This is a genomic window from Caballeronia humi (assembly GCF_001544475.1).
GTDB lineage: Bacteria > Pseudomonadota > Gammaproteobacteria > Burkholderiales > Burkholderiaceae > Caballeronia > Caballeronia humi.
The window spans coordinates 72,109-93,519 of sequence record NZ_FCNW02000018.1; the positions used below are offsets into that span (position 1 = coordinate 72,109).

19 protein-coding genes are annotated in these 21,411 nt (G+C 63.3%); 3 read left to right on the plus strand and 16 right to left on the minus strand.

Features of this window, described 5'->3' with window-relative positions; translation table 11 throughout:
* Positions 1-63: 63 nt before the first annotated feature.
* From AWB65_RS17830 to norR, 9 genes are all read right to left on the minus strand, one after another.
* Entirely contained in the window at positions 64-459 is a 396-nt protein-coding gene (locus AWB65_RS17830) for a DUF3331 domain-containing protein (protein WP_087668422.1), read from the minus strand.
* A gap of 363 nt (positions 460-822) precedes the next feature.
* Complete coding sequence (locus AWB65_RS17835) at positions 823-1,878, minus strand: NAD(P)/FAD-dependent oxidoreductase (protein ID WP_087668423.1); 1,056 nt, start codon at positions 1,876-1,878, stop codon at positions 823-825.
* Positions 1,879-1,975: 97 nt separating this feature from the next.
* Positions 1,976-2,776 carry a c-type cytochrome gene (locus AWB65_RS17840; protein ID WP_087668424.1) on the minus strand — a complete coding sequence of 267 codons (801 nt, stop codon included), beginning with the start codon at positions 2,774-2,776 and terminating at the stop codon, positions 1,976-1,978.
* Positions 2,773-4,398: a b(o/a)3-type cytochrome-c oxidase subunit 1 gene (locus AWB65_RS17845; protein ID WP_087668425.1), complete on the minus strand. Its 1,626-nt coding sequence runs from the start codon at positions 4,396-4,398 to the stop codon at positions 2,773-2,775. The genes AWB65_RS17840 and AWB65_RS17845 overlap by 4 nt, the downstream gene beginning before the upstream one ends.
* Complete coding sequence (locus tag AWB65_RS17850) at positions 4,388-4,945, minus strand: cupredoxin domain-containing protein (RefSeq protein WP_087668426.1); 558 nt, start codon at positions 4,943-4,945, stop codon at positions 4,388-4,390. The genes AWB65_RS17845 and AWB65_RS17850 overlap by 11 nt, the downstream gene beginning before the upstream one ends.
* Before the next feature lie 10 nt (positions 4,946-4,955).
* A complete protein-coding gene (locus AWB65_RS36675) occupies positions 4,956-5,129 on the minus strand; it encodes a hypothetical protein (protein ID WP_087668427.1) in 174 nt (57 codons plus the stop codon).
* 7 nt (positions 5,130-5,136) lie between these two features.
* Entirely contained in the window at positions 5,137-6,345 is a 1,209-nt protein-coding gene (locus tag AWB65_RS17860) for a c-type cytochrome (RefSeq protein ID WP_087668461.1), read from the minus strand.
* Positions 6,346-6,442: 97 nt separating this feature from the next.
* Complete coding sequence (locus tag AWB65_RS17865) at positions 6,443-7,129, minus strand: c-type cytochrome (protein WP_510183496.1); 687 nt, start codon at positions 7,127-7,129, stop codon at positions 6,443-6,445.
* Between the two features lie 310 nt (positions 7,130-7,439).
* On the minus strand, positions 7,440-9,029 hold the full coding sequence (norR, locus tag AWB65_RS17870; protein ID WP_087668428.1) for a nitric oxide reductase transcriptional regulator NorR: 1,590 nt from the start codon (positions 9,027-9,029) through the stop codon (positions 7,440-7,442).
* Between the two features lie 99 nt (positions 9,030-9,128).
* Here norR and hmpA point away from each other — a divergent pair, with 99 nt between their 5' ends.
* From hmpA to AWB65_RS17885, 3 genes are all read left to right on the plus strand, one after another.
* Complete coding sequence (hmpA, locus tag AWB65_RS17875) at positions 9,129-10,310, plus strand: NO-inducible flavohemoprotein (RefSeq protein ID WP_087668429.1); 1,182 nt, start codon at positions 9,129-9,131, stop codon at positions 10,308-10,310.
* 158 nt (positions 10,311-10,468) lie between these two features.
* Entirely contained in the window at positions 10,469-10,906 is a 438-nt protein-coding gene (locus AWB65_RS17880; RefSeq protein WP_087655064.1) for a carboxymuconolactone decarboxylase family protein, read from the plus strand.
* A 111-nt stretch (positions 10,907-11,017) separates the two neighbouring features.
* Positions 11,018-12,235 carry an NnrS family protein gene (locus tag AWB65_RS17885; protein WP_087668430.1) on the plus strand — a complete coding sequence of 406 codons (1,218 nt, stop codon included), beginning with the start codon at positions 11,018-11,020 and terminating at the stop codon, positions 12,233-12,235.
* Between the two features lie 386 nt (positions 12,236-12,621).
* Here the strand turns inward: AWB65_RS17885 and AWB65_RS17890 are convergent, their stop codons facing one another.
* From AWB65_RS17890 to oxlT, 7 genes are all read right to left on the minus strand, one after another.
* Positions 12,622-14,364: an ABC transporter substrate-binding protein gene (locus tag AWB65_RS17890; RefSeq protein WP_087668431.1), complete on the minus strand. Its 1,743-nt coding sequence runs from the start codon at positions 14,362-14,364 to the stop codon at positions 12,622-12,624.
* A gap of 917 nt (positions 14,365-15,281) precedes the next feature.
* Entirely contained in the window at positions 15,282-15,563 is a 282-nt protein-coding gene (locus AWB65_RS17895; protein WP_087668432.1) for a DUF2160 domain-containing protein, read from the minus strand.
* Positions 15,563-16,375 carry a carbohydrate ABC transporter permease gene (locus AWB65_RS17900; protein ID WP_087668433.1) on the minus strand — a complete coding sequence of 271 codons (813 nt, stop codon included), beginning with the start codon at positions 16,373-16,375 and terminating at the stop codon, positions 15,563-15,565. The genes AWB65_RS17895 and AWB65_RS17900 overlap by 1 nt, the downstream gene beginning before the upstream one ends.
* Positions 16,368-17,258 carry a carbohydrate ABC transporter permease gene (locus tag AWB65_RS17905; protein WP_087668434.1) on the minus strand — a complete coding sequence of 297 codons (891 nt, stop codon included), beginning with the start codon at positions 17,256-17,258 and terminating at the stop codon, positions 16,368-16,370. Before AWB65_RS17905 ends, AWB65_RS17900 begins: the two co-directional genes overlap by 8 nt.
* Entirely contained in the window at positions 17,255-18,343 is a 1,089-nt protein-coding gene (locus AWB65_RS17910) for an ABC transporter ATP-binding protein (RefSeq protein WP_087668435.1), read from the minus strand. Before AWB65_RS17910 ends, AWB65_RS17905 begins: the two co-directional genes overlap by 4 nt.
* A complete protein-coding gene (locus AWB65_RS17915) occupies positions 18,330-19,424 on the minus strand; it encodes an ABC transporter ATP-binding protein (protein ID WP_087668463.1) in 1,095 nt (364 codons plus the stop codon). The genes AWB65_RS17910 and AWB65_RS17915 overlap by 14 nt, the downstream gene beginning before the upstream one ends.
* A 522-nt stretch (positions 19,425-19,946) precedes the next feature.
* Positions 19,947-21,251 carry an oxalate/formate MFS antiporter gene (gene oxlT, locus AWB65_RS17920; protein ID WP_087668436.1) on the minus strand — a complete coding sequence of 435 codons (1,305 nt, stop codon included), beginning with the start codon at positions 21,249-21,251 and terminating at the stop codon, positions 19,947-19,949.
* Positions 21,252-21,411 lie beyond the last annotated feature (160 nt).

Below are 21,411 nucleotides of genomic sequence, written 5' to 3' on the forward strand. Positions count from 1 at the left end.
ACTCCGAAGTCCGCTCAGGACCGCACGAGCGAGCATGACGCGTGCCCGTCAATCTGCTCTGCGCTATCCGCGCGGCACGTCCTCGACAACCGCCGCGAGAATCATCGCGCTGGCATTGAGCGGCGACGGCCGGCACGCACGCGGCCGATAGATCGCGTCGCCACGTCCGATGCTGCGGCCGCTGAGCGCGCAGGTGCCTGGCTGCCGCGCAATGCTCGCGCGCCAGACTTGATCGCCATAGCGGCAGGAGCGCGGATCGCACCACGCGACGGTCGCCGTGCTCGACGTCGGCCGGTCGATCACGCTCACGCGCACTGCGGCGCTCGTGGGTGCGTCGCAGATCGCGTGTTTGCGTGCGGCGCTCGAATCGCTGCCACACGCGCCCTTGCCGGCCGACTGCATCGTCAGCCAGCCGACCGTTTGCGACCAGGGATCGATACCGAAGGTTCGTCGTTCCATAAGGCACCTCTTCTCGTCAGATCAGGAGGAACCGGCGCTGAAAGCCCGCACCGGGCGCTGAATTCACGTCGAAAATGAAGCGGCCGCGTCGGAGGCACTCGATGCTGCGTGCGGGTCCGGCGGGAGTTACGGAGTAGTTATGTAATCGATGATGCGTAGCGAGAGCACACCTTACATCGTTCGAAAATGGCGCGCCATGATACCTACGTATAAATAAACCAAGGATGCCCTTCGATGGGGCTCATCCATAGCGCTGGCGCGGGTTTCGGCCCGACCTGCGCGCTCATTGCGAACCGTGGCATGCGTATGCCGTCCTGCATATTGGAACGGTAAATGGCCTCAAAGATATGACGATTTGCACCGTCATGTCGCACTCGCATGCACGCGCTCGGCAAGCTTCGCGTCGTAGCTCGAATGCACGTGGACGCGCTTCTTATCCGGACACGCGTACGAATAGGCTCTGCGCAATGCAAGCGACGCCTCGTGGAAGCCCGACAGAATCAGCTTCTGCTTGTTCGGATAGTTGGCGATGTCGCCGACCGCGAAGATGCCCGCCCGCGACGACTCGTAGTTCGACGTATCGACTTCCACGCGCCCGCCGCGGATATCGAGCCCCCAGTTCGCGATCGGCCCCAGGTCCGCGACAAGGCCGTAGAGCACGACGAGCATGTCGGCCGCAATCTCGCTCGTGCCTTCTACATGCTTCATCGCAACGGAGCGCAACGTGCCGTCCGGCGCATCGAGCCCCGCGATCATGCCGACGACGAAATCCATCTCCCCCGCTTCGACGGCGCGCTTCATGCTGTCCACCGACGACGCCGTCGCGCTGAAGCCATTGCGCCGATGCACGAGTGTGAGTCGCTTCGCGACGGTGCGAAGCGCGAGCGCCCAGTCGAGCGCGGAGTCGCCGCCGCCCGCGACGACCACGTTTTTATCGGCGAAATCGGCCAGCTTTGCGACGCTGTAGAACACGTGCCGATCCTCCAGCGCAGGCGCTTCGGGAAGCAACAACCGCTGCGGAAGAAACGCGCCATTGCCGGCCGCGAGCAGGATCGCGGCGGCGTCGAACGTCATGCCTTGTTCGGTGCGTACGGTCCAGCGGCCGTCGTCGCGCTGCACGACATCCATCACGCGTTGCTCCAGATGGATCGGCACGTCGAACGGGGCGCATTGCTGCATCAAACGCTCGACAAGTTCGCGTGCCGTGCAGGAGGGAATCGCGGGGATGTCGTAGATCGGCTTGTCGGGATACAGCTCGATGCACTGCCCGCCGATACGTCCAAGCGCATCGACGATCTGGCACGACAGGCCGATCACGCCCGCCTCGAACGCGGCGAAAAGCCCCACGGGACCGGCGCCGACGATCAGCACATCGGTTCGGACGGGCGCTTGCTGGTTGCTGTCTGCATCGGTGGACATGGGTTGGCGTTCGATCGTTCGTTTCGACGAACCCAAGATACAGAATGCTTCCGGCGCGGGCAACGATAACACCGCGCCCGGTAAGGACGAACGGTACTTAGTGTGCCGAGGTTCCCGCGTAGTACGAAGCTGCCGCGTCGATTTCTTCCGGCGTCATGTTGCGCGCGATATTGCGCATCTGCTCGTTGATGTCGTTGCTGCGCGCGCCCGTCGCAAACGCCTGCAACTGCGCCTTCGTGTAGGACGCTGGCAGGCCGTCGAGCCACGGACTGCCCGCCTTGTTGTCGATGCCGCCGTGACACGCGGCGCAAGGCGCGATGTTGCGCATCGGTGCGCCATGCGCGACGATCGCCGGCGCGTTCGACGTACTGACGCGATGCTGCGCCGCAGGCTTCGGCAGGCTCGAGTAGTACGCGGCGAGATCGCGCATGTCCTGGTCGCTCAGGTTCTTCGCCATCGGCGACATCACCGCATTGGTGCGCGCGCCGTGCTGGTAATCGAGCAGTTGCTTGTAGATCACGACCGCATATTGTCCCGCGAGATTCGGCGAATTCGCGTCGCTCATGCCGCGCTCGCCGTGGCACATCGTGCATCTGAGCGCGAGCGTCGCGCCGCGCCCGATCGAGTTGTCGCTCGACTTCGCGAGTAGTTGCGGCGTCACTTCGACGGCAGATAGCCGCACCGTCGGCGCCACCGGCGTGCCGCCTTCGAGCCACTTCTGCGGCACGCCCGCCGCGCTGCAGATCGCGTTCCAGATGCCTTTGAAACCCGCGTCGGTCTGCACGGACGGCAGCCATACGAACCCGATCGCCGCCGCCACGATCGCGACCCCGACCGTGATCGCGACGCTCGCCTTGAACCACGTATTGCCCAGCGAGAAAAGACGTTCGTCGTTCATCGCTGCGCTCCGATGGGAACGGCGGGCACCGAGGTTTCGGCGCGCGTCATCAGTTGCGCGATCGGGAAGCCGTAGTTGACGAGCGTGAGGCCGATCATCAGCGCGAGCCACAGCGCGAAGCCGTTCAGCGCGACTGGAATCGTGCGCGGCTCGTGTACGGCCTTGCTGAAGCGGAATTCCTCGGGCACGACGCGTTCCGCGCGATGCCCGCGAATCAGGACGATGAAAAACAGCACCGCCGATGCAACGAGGATGAACCCGCCGATCACCGAGAGAATGACGGAGAACGCCTGCGCCGCGATCTCGGGATTCGAGTAATCGTAGAAGGCCATGCGCCGCGGCATGCCGAGAATGCCCGCGTAATGCCACGGAAACGTCAGCACGATCATGCCGATGAACCACAGCCACAACTGCGCGCGCATGAGTTTCAAGCTCGTGAGCGCGCGGCCCGTCAGATGCGGCCACAGATCGTAGGCGATCGCGAAGTACATGATGACGATCGCGCCCGCGAAGATCAGATGGAAGTGGCCGGTGATCCACTGCGTGTTGTGGATCGTCGAGTCGAGCTGGTAGCTCATGTTGATGATGCCGCCCGCGCCGCCGAAGCCGAGCATCACGAACGAGAACGCGAGGGCGAGCATCATCGGGTTATGCCACGGGAGCGCCGCGATCCAGCCAAGCGCGCCCTTGCCGCCGCGCAGCCGCGCCGCGATCTCAACCGATGCGCAGATCGTGAACACGGTGAGCAGCGTGGGCACCGCGACGAGCGCCGTGAACACCGAGTGCATAAACTTGAAGCCCGCGCCGACTTGCGGATCGGCGAAGAGGTGGTGAATGCCGATCGGCATCGACACGACGAGGAACAGGATGAACGAGATGCGTGCCATCGAATCGCTGTAGAGCCGCCCGCCGATCGCGCGCGGGATGATCGTGTAGTACGCGATGTAAGCCGGCATCAGCCAGAAGTAGACGATCGCGTGCAGCGTCCACGAGAAGAAGACGCGCGCGAGTCCCGCGTCGATCGTGCTCTTCCATCCGAACGCGACCGGCAAAATCTGGAAGATGATTTCGAGCGCCGCGCCGACCGCCGTCCAGCCCCACAAGTACGCGCCCGCCACGGTCGCGAACATCGCGAGCGGCACCGGGCGGCCCGGATTCTCGCGCTTCCAGGCGTTCATGTTCACCGACATCAGCGCGACCCAGATCCACGAGCCGACCACGACCAGCACGACGCCAAGGTAATAGAAGACGTTGCCGATCATCGGCGGATAGAACGTGTAGAGCACGGACGCGAGGCCCATTGCCACGGGCACCATCGCGACGACCGCGCCCACCGCGACGAGCACGAATCCCGCCCACGCCCAGCGCAAGCCGATCAGCGGTTTCTTCAGCGCAAGCTCGCTCACCGCATAGCCGAAGCCCATCGCGACGAGCGTCGGGAACACGTAGCCCATTGCGGAACCGTGCGCGGTCACGGAACGGTAGTAGATCTCGGCGTCCTGCAGCCACGGATGCAGCGGGCTGCGCACGAGCATCTGCCACGCGCCGAGCAGGAGCGCGATGCCGAATGCCGCGAACGCCAGCCAGAAGTGCGCGAGCACGAGTCGCTTGCTATTTAACACAGCTCACCCTCCCCGATGACGCACCCGCCATTTGCGCGAACGACGCCTTGTCCACCACACGCACGTGCGCCCACATGCCCTGGTGACCCACGCCGCAGTATTCGTGGCACGGCATCAGGTGTTCGCCCGGTTTGTCGAACGTGGTCTTGAACGTCGCGACGTAGCCCGGCTCCAGCATCGAGTTGATGTTCGTGTTCGTGACGAGAAAGCCATGCACGACATCGGAGCTCGTCGCGCGAAAGGTGATCGGCGTGTTCGCGGGAACGAGCAGGCACTGCGGCGTGAACGAGTACTGCTGCGCGACGATGCGCACCGTCACGGAACCGTCCGGCTCCGTCGCGCTCCCCAGGTTGCTTTCGACGAATTCGCCCGATACGTGCAGCGTCTCGGGCCGGATCGTCTCGACGCGCGAGGGCGGCATCATCGCCCAGTGCAGGCCGGTGTAGATCGTCATCGCGATGAGGACCAGGATGATCGCGACGACGACCATCGCCCAGCGCTTCTCGACCCGTTCGGCGACATCGTGCGATGCGGAGTTCATGGCCATGTGCGCCGCCTCACTGGATCACGCCGCGAGGCAGGAACACGATGAAGTAGAACGCGAACCAGCAGCCGATCACGATCGCCGTCGCGATGCTCGCGAGCACGATCGCGCCGCCCGGGCCGCGACCGACGATCTCCTCGACGGCGGCGTCGTCGCCTGCATCTCTTTCGGAGAGTGGCTTGCTCATCACGTCCTCAATAAAGTGGTGCGGAGCGCAGTTCGTTCACTTCCTTCACGGTCACGGGCGCGCCGTGATTGCCCCACGCCGTGCGGATATACGTGACCACCGCCGCCACTTCCACGTCCGACAGCGACTGCGCGAACGGTGGCATGCCGTAGGGCTTCGGATTCTTGAAGGTGCCGGGCGCGTAGCCGCCATTCAGCACCATGCGGATCGGGTTGACCGCGGAATTCATCTCGATCGACTGGTTGTTCGCGAGCGGCGGAAAGTGCGGCGGCTTGCCTTGCCCCTGCGCCGCGTGGCACACCGCGCATTCGGCGTCGTAGACCTTCTTGCCGAGCGGCACGAGGTTGTTGCGCGCTTCGGTGACGGCGGGGCTCGGCGGCTCGGACGTATCGCCCGAGCGCTGCGGCAGCGCTTTCAGATAGACCGACATCGCGCGCACGTCTTCCTCTGTCAGGTATTGCAGACTGTTGTAGACGACTTCCGCCATCGGCCCGTACACGGCGCCGCGATCGGAGATGCCCGCATGCAGCAGGCCCACGATGTCCTGGATGCTCCAGTCGCCGAGCCCCGCTTCCTTGTTCGACGTGAGCGACGGCGCGTACCAGTTCTGCAACGGGATCAACCCGCCCTCGAACGCCTTCGACGACACGTTGCCGCCCAGCTTGTTGATCGCTGTGTGGCACATCGAGCAATGCCCGAGCCCTTCGACGAGATACGCGCCGCGATTCCATTCCGCCGACTGCTTCGGGTCCGGTTCGTACTCGCCTTCCTTGAAGAACAGCGCGCGCCAGCCGAGCAGCAGTTGCCGCTGGTTGAACGGAAAGCGCAATTCGTGCGGCCGGTTCGGCTGATGCACGGGTGTCGTGGAAAGCAGGTAGGCATGGATCGCGTCCGAGTCCGCGCGCGTGACCTTCGTGTACGAGCCGAACGGCATCGCGGGATAGAGCAGCGCCCCATCGCGCGACTTGCCCGTGTGCATCATGGTGTAGAACTCGGCAGCGGTCCATTTGCCGATGCCGTTTTCCTTGTCCGACGAAATGTTCGGCGAAAACAGCGTGCCGAACGGCGTGTCCATCGGACGGCCGCCGCCAAACTCCTTGCCCGCCGGCAGCGTATGGCACGCGACGCAATCGCCCGCGCGCGCGAGGTACTCACCGCGCTTGATGGTCGCGGCATCGGCTTTCGACGTGGTCGTCTGCGCGCTCGCGCCGGCCATCGACACGCACGCGAGCGCCACGGCGCAGCTCGCCCCGAGCAGGACCCGTACGGCAAGCGCTTCGAGGTGTCGGAGACTGGGCACGTCGAGTCCTCGGCTAGTTGGGCACGCTGCCGCACGCGAGCGGCATCTTCAACGACCCGGCCGCGACCGGCACCGGATTGGCCGGCGCGGGCAACGAGGCGAGATACGCGGCGATCGCCGTGATGTCGCGCTCGCTCAAAAGCTGGGCGACCGTCTTCATGCAATCGGGTGCAAGCGCGCTGCGCGTGCCGTAGCGCCATGCGCCGAGCTGCGCGCTGAGGTAATTGGCGTGCAAGCCGAGCAGGCCGGGAACGGCGGGTTCCATGCCGGTCATCGCCGCCGCGTGGCACGCGACGCACGCGGGCAGCTTGCGCGATGCGTCGCCTTGCATCACGAGCGTCTTGCCTAGCGTGAGCGTCTTGGTATCGACGGCGACGGGGGCCGGTGGCGGAAACGGAGGATGCTCGGACGCGAAGTAGTTGGCGATGTCATGCAGATACGCATCGGGCAAATACGCGAGCAGGTAATTCATCGGCGGATATTTGCGGCGGCCGTCGCGAAATGCCTGCAACTGATTGTAGAGATAGCCCGCGGGCTTGCCGGAGAGGCGGGGGAAGTAATCGTTGTCGGTGCCTTCGCCGCGTGCGCCGTGACATGAGGCGCAACCTAGGACGCGCGCAGCCATCGTGTCGGGCGCGCGTTCCAGCTGCGCGTCCGCGCAGAAGGCATTCAGGCTGAAAAACGCGAGGAGCGCAAACAAGAAAACAGCGCTGCGTTTTTCCACGTGTCCCCCGTTTCGATTTGCCGTGTTCGTTCCGTTGCAGCGGTGAATCTCAACGATCCTGCAACGAGCGTTTTTAAAGGCGATGCGAAAAGCGATTACGGGTGCGGCTGGGTTGACTTGATCTTACAAGACTCGCCGGAAAATGCCAGCAGGAATGCAGCAACTGGTTAAGTGTTCATTGCGAAAACGCAAAGGGCATCTAAATTCGTGTGCGTGTGCAAGGAATAATCAATACCACTTTTTTGATGCGGGGAACAATAGCGCGCGGCTTTCATTTGCATCGGCGTTATTTCAGGCCCAGCCGCTTAGCCAAACGGTTCAGATTGGCGCGGTCCATGCCCATTTCACGCGCGGCCGATGCCCAGTTCTGACCGTTGCGCGCAAGGGCATCGGCCACTAGCGTGCGTTCGAACGATGTCACCGCGTCGCGAAAGTTTTGCTGGGCGGCTTGCGCAGCATCGGGCTCGATACGCATGCGCGCCTGCGTCGCATCGGACAGGCCGAAGTCGGTGGCATCGAGCGTGAGGATGCGCGGCCTTTCGCGCAGCGCGGCAAGCGCCTTTAACGCCGTGCGCCCGATCAAATGCTCCAGTTCGCGCACGTTGCCGGGCCATGCATAGCCGAGCAGCGCAGCTTGTGCATCGGCGGACAGGCGAAGGCTCTGCAAGCCCAGTCGCCAGCGGTTCTCCTCGAGGAAGTAGCCCGCGAGCAGCAGCGCGTCGCGGCCGCGCTCGCGCAGCGGCGGCACGACGAGCGGATACACGCTCAGCCGGTGATAGAAGTCCGCGCGAAAACGTCCCTCGCGCACCTCATGCGCGAGATCGCGGTTGGTCGCCGCGATCAGCCGCACATCGACGGTGTGCTCGCTATCCGAGCCGATGCGCTGAAGCTGGCCGTTCTGCAAGACGCGCAGCAGCTTCGCCTGCACGGCCAGCGACAGTTCGCCCACTTCGTCCAGAAAGAGCGTGCCGCCATCCGCGAGTTCGAACTTGCCGCGCCGGTCGGACGACGCTCCCGAGAACGCGCCGCGCACGTGTCCAAAGAGCTCGCTTTCAACGAGCGTATCGGGCAGCGCCGCGCAATTCAGGCTGATGAGCGGCTTGCCCGCGCGCGTCGAGAGCGCATGGATCGCGCTCGCAACCAGCTCCTTGCCGACGCCCGTTTCGCCCGTCACGAGCACCGTCAGGTCGCTCCTCGCGACGATTGCAATCTCCTCCTGCAAGCGCTTGTGCTGCTCGCTCGCGCCGATCATCTCGCGTCTGGCGCTGCCGCTCGCCTGACGATACGCCTCGGCGCGCTCGTGCTCCTGTTCACTTTCGCGCGCGAGCGTATCGATGCGTTCGACCACGCTCACCGTCGCCGCGGCAAGGCTCATAAACGCATCGAGCGACGCCATGTCGACGCGATCGAAGCGCGCCGGATCGAGCGCGTCGAGCGTAAGCAAACCCCACGGACGGCCGCCGATGAAAAGCGGGCATCCAAGGCAATCGTGCACTTCGAGATCGCCGGTGACGCCTTTCACGAGACCATCGTAGGGATCGGGCAAAGCCGAGTCGGATGCGAAGCGCGTCGGCCCCGCTTGCGCAAGCAGTTGCGCGAAGCGGGGATGCTCGCTCACGCGAAAGCGCCGGCCGAGCGTGTCGCTCGTCAGGCCATCGATGGCGAGCGGCACGAGCGTGTCGCCGTCGAGACGAAGAATCGCGGTGGCATCGCTGGGAAAAAGCGCGCGCAAGCTCTGCAACAGGCGCCGGTAGCGCTCGGTATCGGAGAGATCGCGCGACAGGTCCTGCATCAGCGGGACGAGGGCGTCGAGCAATGCTTTTGCAGTCATATCGACTTCGGATGGAGTCGTTATGACTAGAGTCGAATCGACCATCACTATCTTTAACCTATTGATTTAATTGCGATAGACGGCTGGCACGAATCGTGAGTGCGTACTGCGGGCAACCACCCAAACTCACGCGAGGAACCACTCATGCTGTCACCCGAACACCGTGCGATCGTCAAAGCAACCGTTCCCCTTCTCGAAAGCGGCGGCGAGGCCCTGACCCGGCATTTCTACGCGATGATGCTGGCCGAGCACCCGGAAGTGCGTCCGCTCTTCAACCAGGCGCATCAGGCGAGCGGCTCGCAACAGCGCGCGCTCGCGAACGGCGTGCTGATGTACGCGCGGCACATCGACCAGCTCGAAAAACTCGGCGGTCTCGTCTCGCAGATCATCAACAAGCACGTCGCGCTGAACATCCTGCCGGAGCATTATCCGATTGTTGGCGGCTGCCTGCTCAGAGCGATCCGCGAAGTGCTCGGCGCCGAGATCGCGACCGATGCCGTGATCGAAGCCTGGGCCGCCGCCTACAACCAGCTCGCCGACATCCTCATCGGGCTCGAAGAAAAGATCTACAGCGAGCGCGAGGAAGCGCCCGGCGGATGGCGTGGCACACGTATTTTCCGCGTCGCGCGCAAGGTCCAGGAAAGCGACGAGATCACGTCGTTCTACCTCCGCCCCGACGACGGGGGCGCCCTGCTCGACTTTCATCCGGGCCAGTACATCGGCTTGCGCGTCATCATCGAAGGCGAGGAGATGAGGCGCAATTATTCGCTGTCGGCCGCGCCGAATGGCCGCGAGTATCGCATCAGCGTGAAGCGCGAGCCGAACGGCAAGGTCTCGAATCACCTGCACGCGAACCTGCATGAAAACGACACGCTGGAACTGTTCGCGCCATCGGGCGATTTCAGGCTGGAGCACAACGACAAACCGCTCGTCTTGATCAGCGGCGGCGTGGGCATCACCCCGACGCTCGCGATGCTGCAAGCCGCGCTCTCGACGCGGCGTCCCGTGCACTTCATCCACGCGGCGCGCCACGGCGGCGTGCATGCGTTCCGCGATACGATCCAGTCGCTCGCGGACCGCCATCCGCAACTGAAGCATTTCTACTGCTACGAGCAACGCCGCGACGGCGACGATCACGCGCACGGTTTCGGTTTTATCGACGAGGCGCGGCTGCATCACTGGCTGCCGGAAACGCGCGACATCGACGCGTATTTCCTCGGGCCGGTGCCGTTCATGAAAGCAGTCAAGAAGCACCTGAAGGCACTCGGCGTGCCGGATGCACAGAGCCGCTACGAGTTTTTCGGGCCGGCATCGGCGCTGGAATAACGTTTCGATGACCGGCGGCGCGCGCTTTTTCATCGCACGTCACTGGTTACCTGAATATAGCTAAAATCGGTTATTTTCAGAAGCCACTTCGAAGCCTAATCTTGCTCCTGTCGCGCCACTTCCGGCGCCTCGCTCAACCGAACGAAGAGGAACCGATCATGCAATCCCGTCTCGACTTCTACAAAGCCAACCCCCACGCAATCAAAGCCATGCTCGCGCTGGAAGAGCGTATCGGCAAATCGTCGCTGGAAAAGTCGCTTGCCGAACTGGTGCGGCTGCGCGCATCGCAAATCAACGGCTGCGCATTCTGCGTCGACATGCACACGACGGATGCACGCAAGGCCGGTGAAACCGATCGGCGGCTCGCGACGGTCGTCGTGTGGCGCGAATCGCCGTTCTTCACGGATCGCGAACGTGCGGCGCTCGAATGGACCGAATCGCTCACGCTGGTGTCGCAAGAGCACGTGCCCGACGCCGTGTGGGAAGCCGTGAAGCCGCACTTCAGCGACGAGGAAATCGTCGACCTGACCCTGCTCGTTTCGGCGATCAATGCATGGAACCGTTTCTCGATCGGCTTCCGCAAGATCCCTTCTTGATGCAGCCTTTGCAATAAATCCGCGCGCTTTTCGCTCTTCGCAACGGTCGAGCGGAAAGGCTCGCAAAGCGGCCGAAGCGGCTCATACTCGAAGACGCTTCGGGACACTCTGATGAAGATCCAGGAACCCTCCACCACCTACGTCGCGCCGCCCGGAAAGCGCCAGCCGCCCGGGCATTTCGCGCTGTTCGACCTCGGCTTCAGACCGTTCTATCTCGGCGGCGCGGCGTGCGCGTCGGTCGCGCTGATCGTGTGGCTGATGGTGCTGGGCGGCGTGCCCTTGGCGGGCGGATATTTGATGCGCGCGAATCCGATCGGATGGCATGCGCATGAGATGGTGTTCGGATTTGCGGCGGCGATCGTCGGGGGCTTTCTGCTTACCGCCGTGCGCGCGTGGACCGGACGCGACACCGCGCACGGCGCCGCGCTCGCCGGCCTCGCCGCGCTGTGGCTAGCGGCACGCGTGCTCGTGTGGAGCGGTCCCGCGGTGCCGGCCGCCATCGTCGATAGCGCGTTTTTGCCCGTCGCGGCGCTGCTACTGTTGCGCGTGCTGCTCGCTGCCGGCAACAAGCGCAATTACTTTCTCGTGCCGGTGCTACTCGCCTTCGGCGCGCTCGATGCGGCCTTCCACTTCTTCACGCTCGATGGCCGCCCCGATCTCGCGATACGCTGCATTTACGCGGCGGCGGGCATCGTCGTGCTGCTGGTCAGCGTGATTGGCGGACGCGTCATTCCAATGTTCACCGCCAACGCGATACCCGGTTTCGTCACGCGCAAATGGCGTCCCGTGGAGCTCGCGGTCGCGCCCGTCACGGTGCTCGCGCTTTTCGCCGATGCCGCCGCGATCGATTCGCGCATCGTCCTCGTGCTCGCGGTCATCGCGTGCGCGACGCATGCGACACGGCTCATCGGCTGGCGCTCGTATCGCGTGCGGCGTCCGGCGATCCTCGCGGTGCTGCATCTCGCGTACGCGTGGATTCCGCTCGGCTTCGCGCTGCTTGCCCTCTCTGCGGCGGGCACAGCGCCGCACACCCTCGCGATGCACGCGTTCACGGCGGGCGTGATCGGCGGCGCGATCATCGCGATGATCACGCGCACCGCGCGCGGGCATACGGGCCGGCCGCTCATCGCCGATACGCGCGATCTCTGGAGCTACGCGCTCGTGATGGGCGGATCGGCGTTGCGCGTGCTCGGGCCGCTCGTCGCGCCGCAGTTCTACAACGCGTGGATCTGGAGTGCTGGACTGTGCTGGGCGCTCGGCTTCGCGATCTATGTGGCCGCGTATGCGCGCCCGCTGTGCCGGCCACGCGCCGACGGCAAGCCGGGCTGAATCCGCAAGCATTCGCCCTCCTTTGGCAGGGCCCCTCTGAAGGCCGCCTTACCCTCCTCGCTGCGGGTTTCAGGCGCGCGCGGCAAGCGCGACACTACGTCAACGGTTCAACGAGTGCGGACCTGCCGGGCCAACGGGGAACGGGGAACGGCACCAACGAGCAGGACGCATCGTGAACGGATCGGGGCAGGCATCGACGCAAAAGCCGCATGCCGACACAAGCAAACATCATCGCCGGTCACGCCTGGACAAATGGGCGAGGAGACCACCTGCCGGCAGCAGCGACGACGCGCATCGACGAAGCGGCGGGCCAACCGCGGATAGCGCGTGCCCAATAAAAACGGGCGACCTGCCGGGCCGCCCGCCTTGACTCACTCAAGAAACGCTCAACGCACCTTCCCGCTCTTCCACGCCGACAGCAGTTCGTCGTATTTCACCGTCTCGCCCTTCGGCTTTTCGTTCGCGAGCTTCTTCCACGGCGCGTGCTGGTCCGACAGCCACTTCGAAGGATCGCTTTCCGGATTGAGCTGCGGCGCGCAGACCTTCATTCCCGCGCGCTGCAGGCGCGCCAGCACCTGATCCATTTCCTTTGCGAGGTTATCCATCGCGGCTTGGGGCGTCTTCTCGCCGGCGACCGCCGTCGCGACGTTCTTCCACCAGAGCTGCGCCATCTTCGGATAGTCGGGCACGTTGTTGCCGGTCGGCGTCCACGCGACGCGCGCCGGGCTGCGATAGAACTCGATCAACCCGCCGTACTTGTTGGCGTTCTTCGTGAAGTAGTCGCTATGCACGTCCGAATCGCGGATGAACGTAAGCCCGACGATCGACTTCTTCAGCGACACGCTCTTTGACGTCACGAACTGCGCATAGAGCCACGCAGCCGCGCGCTGGTTCGCGGGCGTCGACTTGAAGAACGTCCAGGAACCGACGTCCTGATAGCCGTTCTGCATGCCGTCCTTCCAGTACGGACCATGCGGCGACGGCGCCATGCGCCACTTCGGCGTGCCGTCCGCATTGGTCACGTTGCCCGGCTTCAGCATCGATGCCGTGAACGCGCTGTACCAGAAGACCTGCTGCGCGATCTTGCCTTGCGCGGGGACCGGGCCGGCTTCGTTGAACGTCATCCCCGAGGCTTCGGGCGGCGCATATTTCTTCAGCCAGTCGATGTATTTGGTCGTTGCATAGACAGCGGCCGGACTGTTCGTGCCGCCGCCGCGCGACACCGACGCACCCACCGCATGACAGCCGTCCGGCGTCACGCGGATGCCCCATTCGTCGACGGGCAGGCCGTTCGGGATGCCCTTGTCGGCTTCGCCGGCCATCGAGAGCCACGCGTCGGTGAAGCGCCAGCCGAGCGACGGGTCCTTCTTGCCGTAGTCCATGTGACCGTAGACTTTTTCCCCGTCGATGGTCTTCACGTCGTTCGTGAAGAAGTCGGCGATGTCTTCGTAGGCGCTCCAGTTGACCGGCACGCCGAGCTCATAGCCGTACTTCGCCTTGAACTTGTCCTGCAGGTCCTTGCGTGCGAACCAGTCGGCGCGGAACCAGTAAAGGTTCGCGAACTGCTGGTCGGGCAACTGGTAGAGCTTCTTGTCGGGCGCGGTCGTGAAGCTCGTGCCGATGAAGTCCTTGATGTCGAGGCCCGGGTTCGTATACGCCTTGCCCTCGCCTTCCATGTAATCGGAGAGCGGCACGATCACGCCGTAGCGATAGTGCGTGCCGATCAGGTCCGAGTCCGAGATCCAGCCGTCGTAGATGCTTTGTCCGGATTGCATCGACGTCTGCAGTTTCTCGACGACGTCGCCCTCCTGGATGATGTCGTGCTTGACCTCGATGCCGGTGATTTCGGCGAACGCCTTGGCGAGCGTCTTCGATTCGTACATGTGCGTGTCGAGCGTTTCCGACACGACGTGGACCTCTTTCACGCCTTGCGACTTCAGCTTCGCGGCGGTGTCGATGAACCACTTCATCTCGTCTAGCTGCTGTTGCTTCGAGAGCGTGCTCGGCTGGAACTCGCTGTCGACCCATTTTTGCGCTGCTGCGGTATCGGCGAGTGCGGCGGTGCTTGCCAACGCCCCCGCGAAGATGCTCCCGACTGCAAGCGCGACGATCCGTCTCCTGTGCTTCATGGTTTTCTCCTCACTTTCTCACACACCCCTTGGATCATCTGCCGGGTTTCGCTCGGGGTAACAACGAACCGGCTTTGGTTCTGCGCTGGCGCTTGGGGTTGGTTGGTCGGTTGGTTGGTTCATTTGTTTCACACCGTTTGATGCGCCTGCGCTCCTGTGGAACCTCTCTTCTTAGCGGTCTATTTGCTCTGCCCCTGTCCGGGGCGGGACTCACTTTCTTTGCTGCTGCAAAGAAAGTAAGCAAAGAAAGCAGCTTCCAACCGCCAGTGCTACCAAACCCTCACTTGAGCTTTTGCGGATTGGCGCTGGAGAGTAAGTGTCGCCCTCACGGTGGACCCGGGCTTGGCTCGCGGACCCACTGTGGCAACGCGCACTTCCTCTGAGTGGTATGCACTCCGTTTGGCTCCGTCCTCGCTTCGCTCCGACGTGGGGTTCACCAAAACCATCTTTTGCTTGCGCTCCTACTTGCATCGATGCCTGCGCCGTACACCTCCGTCTGAGCGCGTAGGAGAATTGCGTCTTCCTCGCGTCGCTCCGATGTGGGGTTCACAAAACTCAAGCTCCCCGCCTGCCTTGATTCCCTGCGCGGTGCACCCAACGTCTGAGCGCGTAGCGCGAGGACGGATGTATGACTGCTGCACCAGTCCGTTGTAACGCGAGTTGACACAGTGGGTCCGCGAGCCAAGCCCCGTTCCTCCGTGAGGGCGACACTTACTCTCCAGCGCCAATCCCTCATTACGTAAGTGGGGGTGGGTTAGCTTTGGCGGTTGGAAGCTGCTTTCTTTGCTTACTTTCTTTGCAGCAGCAAAGAAAGTGAGTCCCGCCCCGGACAGGGGCAGAGCAAATAGACCGCTAAAAAAGCAAGTTCCATCGGAGCACAAGCGCATCAAACCAGCCCCACCCCAAGCGCCAGCGGCCTACCCTCTCCACATCACCACCCCAAGCACAAGCATCGAAACTACAAACCCCGGCCATGCGCTGGCGCCTTCGGAACTCACACCCACCCACGCAAGATTGATATAAGCCGCGGTCAGCAAGCCGATAAACAGCCGGTCCCCACGCGTAGTAGGAATCGGCAGGAGACCCTTGCGCTCCACCGTCGGCGAGCGAATCTCCCAGACCGTCATGCCAGCCAGCATCACCGCGATGCAAGCGAAGAAGATCGCCACCTCGGGCGTCCAGTACATCCACGTAATCATCAGACTCTCCCCATCGCAAAGCCCTTCGCGATGTAGTTGCGCACGAAGTAGATGACGAGCGCGCCCGGAATGATCGTCAGCACCCCCGCCGCCGACAGCACGCCCCAGTCCATGCCCGCCGCCGAGATCGTGCGCGTCATCACGGCCGCAATCGGCTTCGCGTTGACGGTCGTGAGGGTGCGCGCGAGCAACAACTCGACCCAGCTGAACATGAAGCAGAAGAACGCCGTCACGCCGACACCCGATTTGATCAGCGGCAGGAAAATCTTGATGAAGAACGCGGGAAACGAATAACCGTCGATGTACGCCGTCTCGTCGATCTCGCGCGAAACACCCGACATGAAGCCTTCGAGAATCCACACGGCAAGCGGCACATTGAACAGCATGTGCGCAAGCGCGACGGCGATATACGTATCCATCAGCCCGACGCTCGAATACCACTGGAAGAACGGCAGCAGAAACACGGCAGGCGGCGTCATGCGGTTCGTGAGCAGCCAGAAAAACATGTGCTTGTCGCCGAGAAAGCGATAGCGCGAGAACGCATACGCCGCGGGCAACGCAACCAGCACCGACATCACCGTGTTCATCAGCACGTAGATGATCGAGTTGATGTAGCCCCAGTACCACGAGGGATCGGTGAAGATGATCTTGTAGTTGTCGAACGTGACGTGGCGCGGGAACGTCGAGAACGCGGAGAGCGTCTCCTCGTTCGTGCGCAGCGAGATCGACAGCATCCAGTAGAGCGGAAGCAGCGCGAAGAGTATGTAGACGACGATCATCAACGTGCGCATCCAGCGGCGGTCGTCACGCATGGTCGTCTCCCGTCGTCGCGGGGCCGCCCTTGCCGACGCGCTCCATCCAGTTGTACAGGATGAAGCACAGCAGCAGGATGATCAGGAAGTAGATCAGCGAGAACGCCGCCGCCGGCCCGAGGTCGAACTGGCCCACCGCCTTTTGCGTGAGGTATTGCGAGAGAAACGTCGTCGAATCGCCCGGGCCGCCGCCCGTCAGCACGAACGGCTCGGTGTAGATCATGAAGCTGTCCATGAAGCGAAGCAGCACCGCGATCATCAGCACGCCGCGCATCTTCGGCAACTCGATGTAGCGAAACACGGCGAAGCGGCTCGCGCCATCGATTTCGGCGGCCTGATAGAACGCGTCGGGAATCGCCCGCAACCCCGCATAGCAGAGCAGCGCGACGAGCGGCGTCCAGTGCCAGATGTCCATCACGAGCACCGTGCCCCACGCATCCGACGGGCTCGCCGTGTAGTTGTATTCGATGCCGAAATGATTGAGCCAGTAGCCGAGCAAACCGATGTCGGGGCGGGCGAAGATCTGCCAGATCGTGCCGACTACGTTCCATGGAATCAGCAGCGGCATCGCGAGGATCACGAGTGCCGCCGATGCGCGCCAGCCTGTTGCGGGCATCGCGAGCGCGAGTCCGACGCCAAGCGGTATCTCCAGCAGCAGCACGCACAACGAAAAAATCACCTGACGTCCAAGCGCACCGCGCAAATCCGAATCGTTGATGATGTTGCGAAACCACTCCGTGCCGACGAAGACATGCTGCGTCGGGCTGATGATGTCCTGCACCGAATAGTTCACCACGGTCATCAGCGGTAATATCGCCGAGAACGCGACGCAGATGAACACGGGCACGACCAACAGCCACGCTTTTTGGTTGATGGGCTTCATCGTCCGATCCTTTCGTCGTTGCTGAAGAACACGGTCTCGGGCGCGGCGAGCCGCAGCCATACCGGGCCGTCGTTCAGCGTCACGTGCGGCTCGACCTTCGCCTTGAACACGTGGCCATCGCAATCCGCCGTCACGAGCTGGTAGTTGCCGAGGCTTTGCGCGCGCACGAGCCGCGCCTTGACCGCGCCCGGCGTTTCGTTCTCGGAAAGCCGCGTAAATTCCGGACGGATGCCGAGCTTCAACTCACCGTTCGCGTGCTTCAAGGTCGCGAGCGTGTTCGCATCGACTTGCAGGCGTTGCGAGCCGATCGTGACGGCACCGGCATCGAGCGCGATCGGGCACAGGTTCATCCCCGGACTGCCGATGAAGTACCCGACGAACGCGTGATCCGGCTTCAGGAACAACGCCTCCGGCCCGCCCTTCTGCACGACGCGGCCGTTCGTCATCACGACGACTTCATCAGCGAACGTGAGCGCTTCCACCTGATCGTGCGTCACGTAGATCAGCGTGAGCTTCAGTTGCTGATGGATCTTCTTCAGCTGGCGCCGCAGCATCCACTTCATGTGCGGATCGATCACGGTGAGCGGTTCGTCGAAGAGAATCGCGGCGACGTCCTTGCGCACGAGGCCGCGCCCCAGCGAAATCTTCTGCTTGGCATCCGCCGACAGGTTGCTCGCCTTGCGCTTCAGTTCGCGCGTCATGTCGAGGATTTCCGCGACTTCGTGCACGCGGGCATCGACTTCGCGCGCCGGCAGCTTGCGATTGCGCAGCGGAAACGCGAGGTTGTCGAAGACGCTCATCGTGTCGTAGATCACGGGGAACTGGAACACCTGCGCGATGTTGCGTTCGCGCGCGCCAAGGCGCGTGACGTCGCGGCCATCGAAGAGCACGCGTCCTTCGGAAGGCGTCACGAGCCCCGACACGATGTTGAGCAGCGTCGACTTCCCGCAGCCCGACGGCCCGAGCAGCGCGTACGCGCCGCCGTCTTCCCAGACCATGCTCATCGGCTGGAGCGCGTAGTCCTCGAGCGTCGCCGGGTTCCGGCGATACGCATGCGCCAGGTTCTCGAACTCAATACGCGCCATGGCTCGCCTCCGGGCCGGACACGAGCTTGGCGTGCCCATCGAATACGAAGAGTTCGGCGGGATCGACGAATACGTCGAGCTCGGTGCCGAGCGCGATCTGGTGCACGCCCTGCAACTGCGCGACGAGATCGATGCCGCCCGTTTTCGTGTGGACGTGAAGATACGTTTCCGACCCGCTCAACTCCGCGAGTTCGAGGCGGCACGGCACCGCGATCGCGCGCGGCGTGCGCGCTTCGAGCCGCAGATGCCCTGGCCGGATGCCGATGCGGCAGGTAGAACCATCGGCAGCGCCGAGCCTGACTGGCACGTCGATGCCGATCGACAGATGCGCGATGCCGTCGGCGGTGACTTCGCTCGTCAGCATGTTCATCGGCGGATCGTTGAAGACGGCGGCGACATCGACGGTCGCCGGGGCGTTGTAGACGTCGAGCGTACGGCCGTATTGCAGCACGCGGCCCTTGTCGACGATCGCCGTGTAGCCGCCGAGCAAGAGCGCTTCGAGCGGCTCGGTTGTCGCGTAGACGACGGTCGTCTTGCCGTCGGCGAAGAGTGTCGCGAGTTCGGCGCGCAGTTCCTCGCGCAGCTTGTAGTCGAGATTGACGAGCGGTTCGTCGAGCAGCACGAGCGACGATCGCTTAACGAGCGCCCGCGCGAGCGCGCAGCGCTGCTGCTGCCCGCCCGAGAGCTCGCCCGGCCGCCGTTGCAGCAAATGTTCGATATGAAGTTTTGCGGCGACCTCGTTCACGCGCACGACGACCTGCTTCGAATCGACGCCCTGCAGCTTGAGCGGCGACGCGATGTTGTCGAACACGGTCATTGCCGGGTAGTTGATGAACTGCTGATAGACCATCGCAAGATTGCGCTGGCGCACGCCGACGCCCGTCACGTCTTTCCCGTCGACGAGCACGCGCCCCGCGTTCGGCTTGTCGAGGCCGGCCATCACGCGCATCAGCGTGGTCTTGCCCGCCTGGGTGGGGCCGAGCAGCACGTTGATGGCGCCCGGCGTCAAGCGGAGATCGACGCCGTACAGATGCGTCTGCCCGCCCGAAACGACGGTGACCCGCTCCAGTTCCAAGACCAAAATGCGCTCCTTGTCGATGCCTGCTGTCTTTTCGTCGATGACCGTGCGCGCTTCGCCCGCCGCGGCCCGGCGCCATATGGCGCTCATCGGAGGCGCGCGCTCATGGGCCGTGCGTGCGGGTGGTCGTCGAAAAAAGTATTGCCGGCCGCGCGGCGAAGCCGGCTCGGGAAAGGCGCAAGCGTCCGCTGTGCGGGACGCGGCCAAAGAAACTGCCAGGCGGTTGGTTCATCCATGTCTCGTTCGTTTTTATTGGACACCGATGCTGCGGTCGTGGCCCTGATTTTCAAAAAGGAAACCAAAACAACAAGGAGCATGTTCCTTTTTGTTCGTTTACGTTGAAATCGGGGTTAACCATACAGAAGCACGCCAAACGCCCGACGAACGTCTGACGCGGATTGCTGAAGTGTAATCGGGCGCTTTGCCGCTTGCGATCGGGGTTCGTATCGAGACGACGCGTGTGCGCAAATGAAAAAGCGGCGGACGCTAGCTGCGTCCGCCGCTTTTTTCGAACGAGGGTCGTCGTCAGTCCTTGATCGGCGACCCGTACTGCATATCAACCGACGCTCGCGAATGCTTCTGCACATGCGCGTGGCGCATCGGCTTGAGCACGAAAATCGCGAGCAGCGCGGAGAGCGCCGCCATCCCCGCGGCCAGCGTGAACACCGCATGCCAGCTTCCGGTCATCGTCGTAATGACGCTGCTGAACGGCACCAGCAACGCCGCCGTTCCCTTCGCCGTGTACAGCAAGCCCGCGTTGGTTGCAGCGAACTTCGGCCCGAAGGTGTCGCCGCACGTTGCCGGGAAAAGGCTGTAGATTTCACCCCAGGCGAAGAACACGATGCCCGTCAGCACGACGAACGCCACCGGGCTGTGCCCGTACTTCGACAGCATCATGATGCCGACCGCCTCGACCGCGAACGCAATGAACATCGTGTTCTCCCGGCCGATCCGGTCCGACACCCAGCCGAAGAACGGCCGCGTCAGCCCATTCAGCACGCGGTCGATCGTGAGCGCAAAGGTCAGCGCGGGCAGCGTGAGACCGAGGATCGACACGGGTGAATCGTGCAGGCCGAAGTCCTTTGCGATCGGCCCGAGCTGCGCGGTCGCCATCAGACCGCCAGCCGCCATCATCACGAACATCAGGTACATGACCCAGAAGATCGGCGACGACAACACCTGCTTCGGACTCGCGTTGTAGACCGCGCGCTTGAGCGCGTTCTTGACCGGCGCGAGCAGTTCAGCAGGCGGCGCGAAGAGCGCCATGCCGAGGAAGAACACAATCAGTCCCTGCCCGAGACCGAACCAGAGAAAGGTCGACTCGTAGCCGCTGCTCTTGATCATGTGCGCGATCGGCACGACGGTCGCCGCCGACCCCGCTCCGAAGCCCGCCGCGGTAATGCCCGCCGCGAGCCCCCGGCGATTCGGGAACCACTTCAGTGCATTGCCGACGCACGTTCCGTACACCGCGCCCGCGCCCACGCCGCCGACCGCCGCCGCGAAATAGAGCATCGGCAGGGAAGCCGCGTAGGAGTTGATGACCCACGCGATCGCGCACAACAACCCGCCCACGACGACCACCGGACGCGGGCCGTACTTGTCGACGAGATAGCCCTCAATCGGAACCAGCCAGGTTTCAGTCACGACGAAAATCGTGAACGCGACCTGAATGGCCGCGCGTCCCCAGTGGTACTTCTCATCGATGGGGTTCACGAACAGCGTCCAGCCGTACTGCATGTTGGCGATCATCGCCATGCAGACCACGCCGAACACGAGTTGCACCCACGGCGAAGCTAGACGCGACGCCCCTGCCTGACGTTCCGTTTCCATGCCTGTCTCCTGATCGTTGCTGCCTTTTTGGTCGGGGCGCCGAACGCGACACCCTCCGGTGTTGCTCAATTTTCTGGAGCAATCAGATATACACAGTATGTGATATATCAAGTAAGTCAAGCGAAAGAATCGATGGGGTTTTCACTAGGAAGTCTTTCAA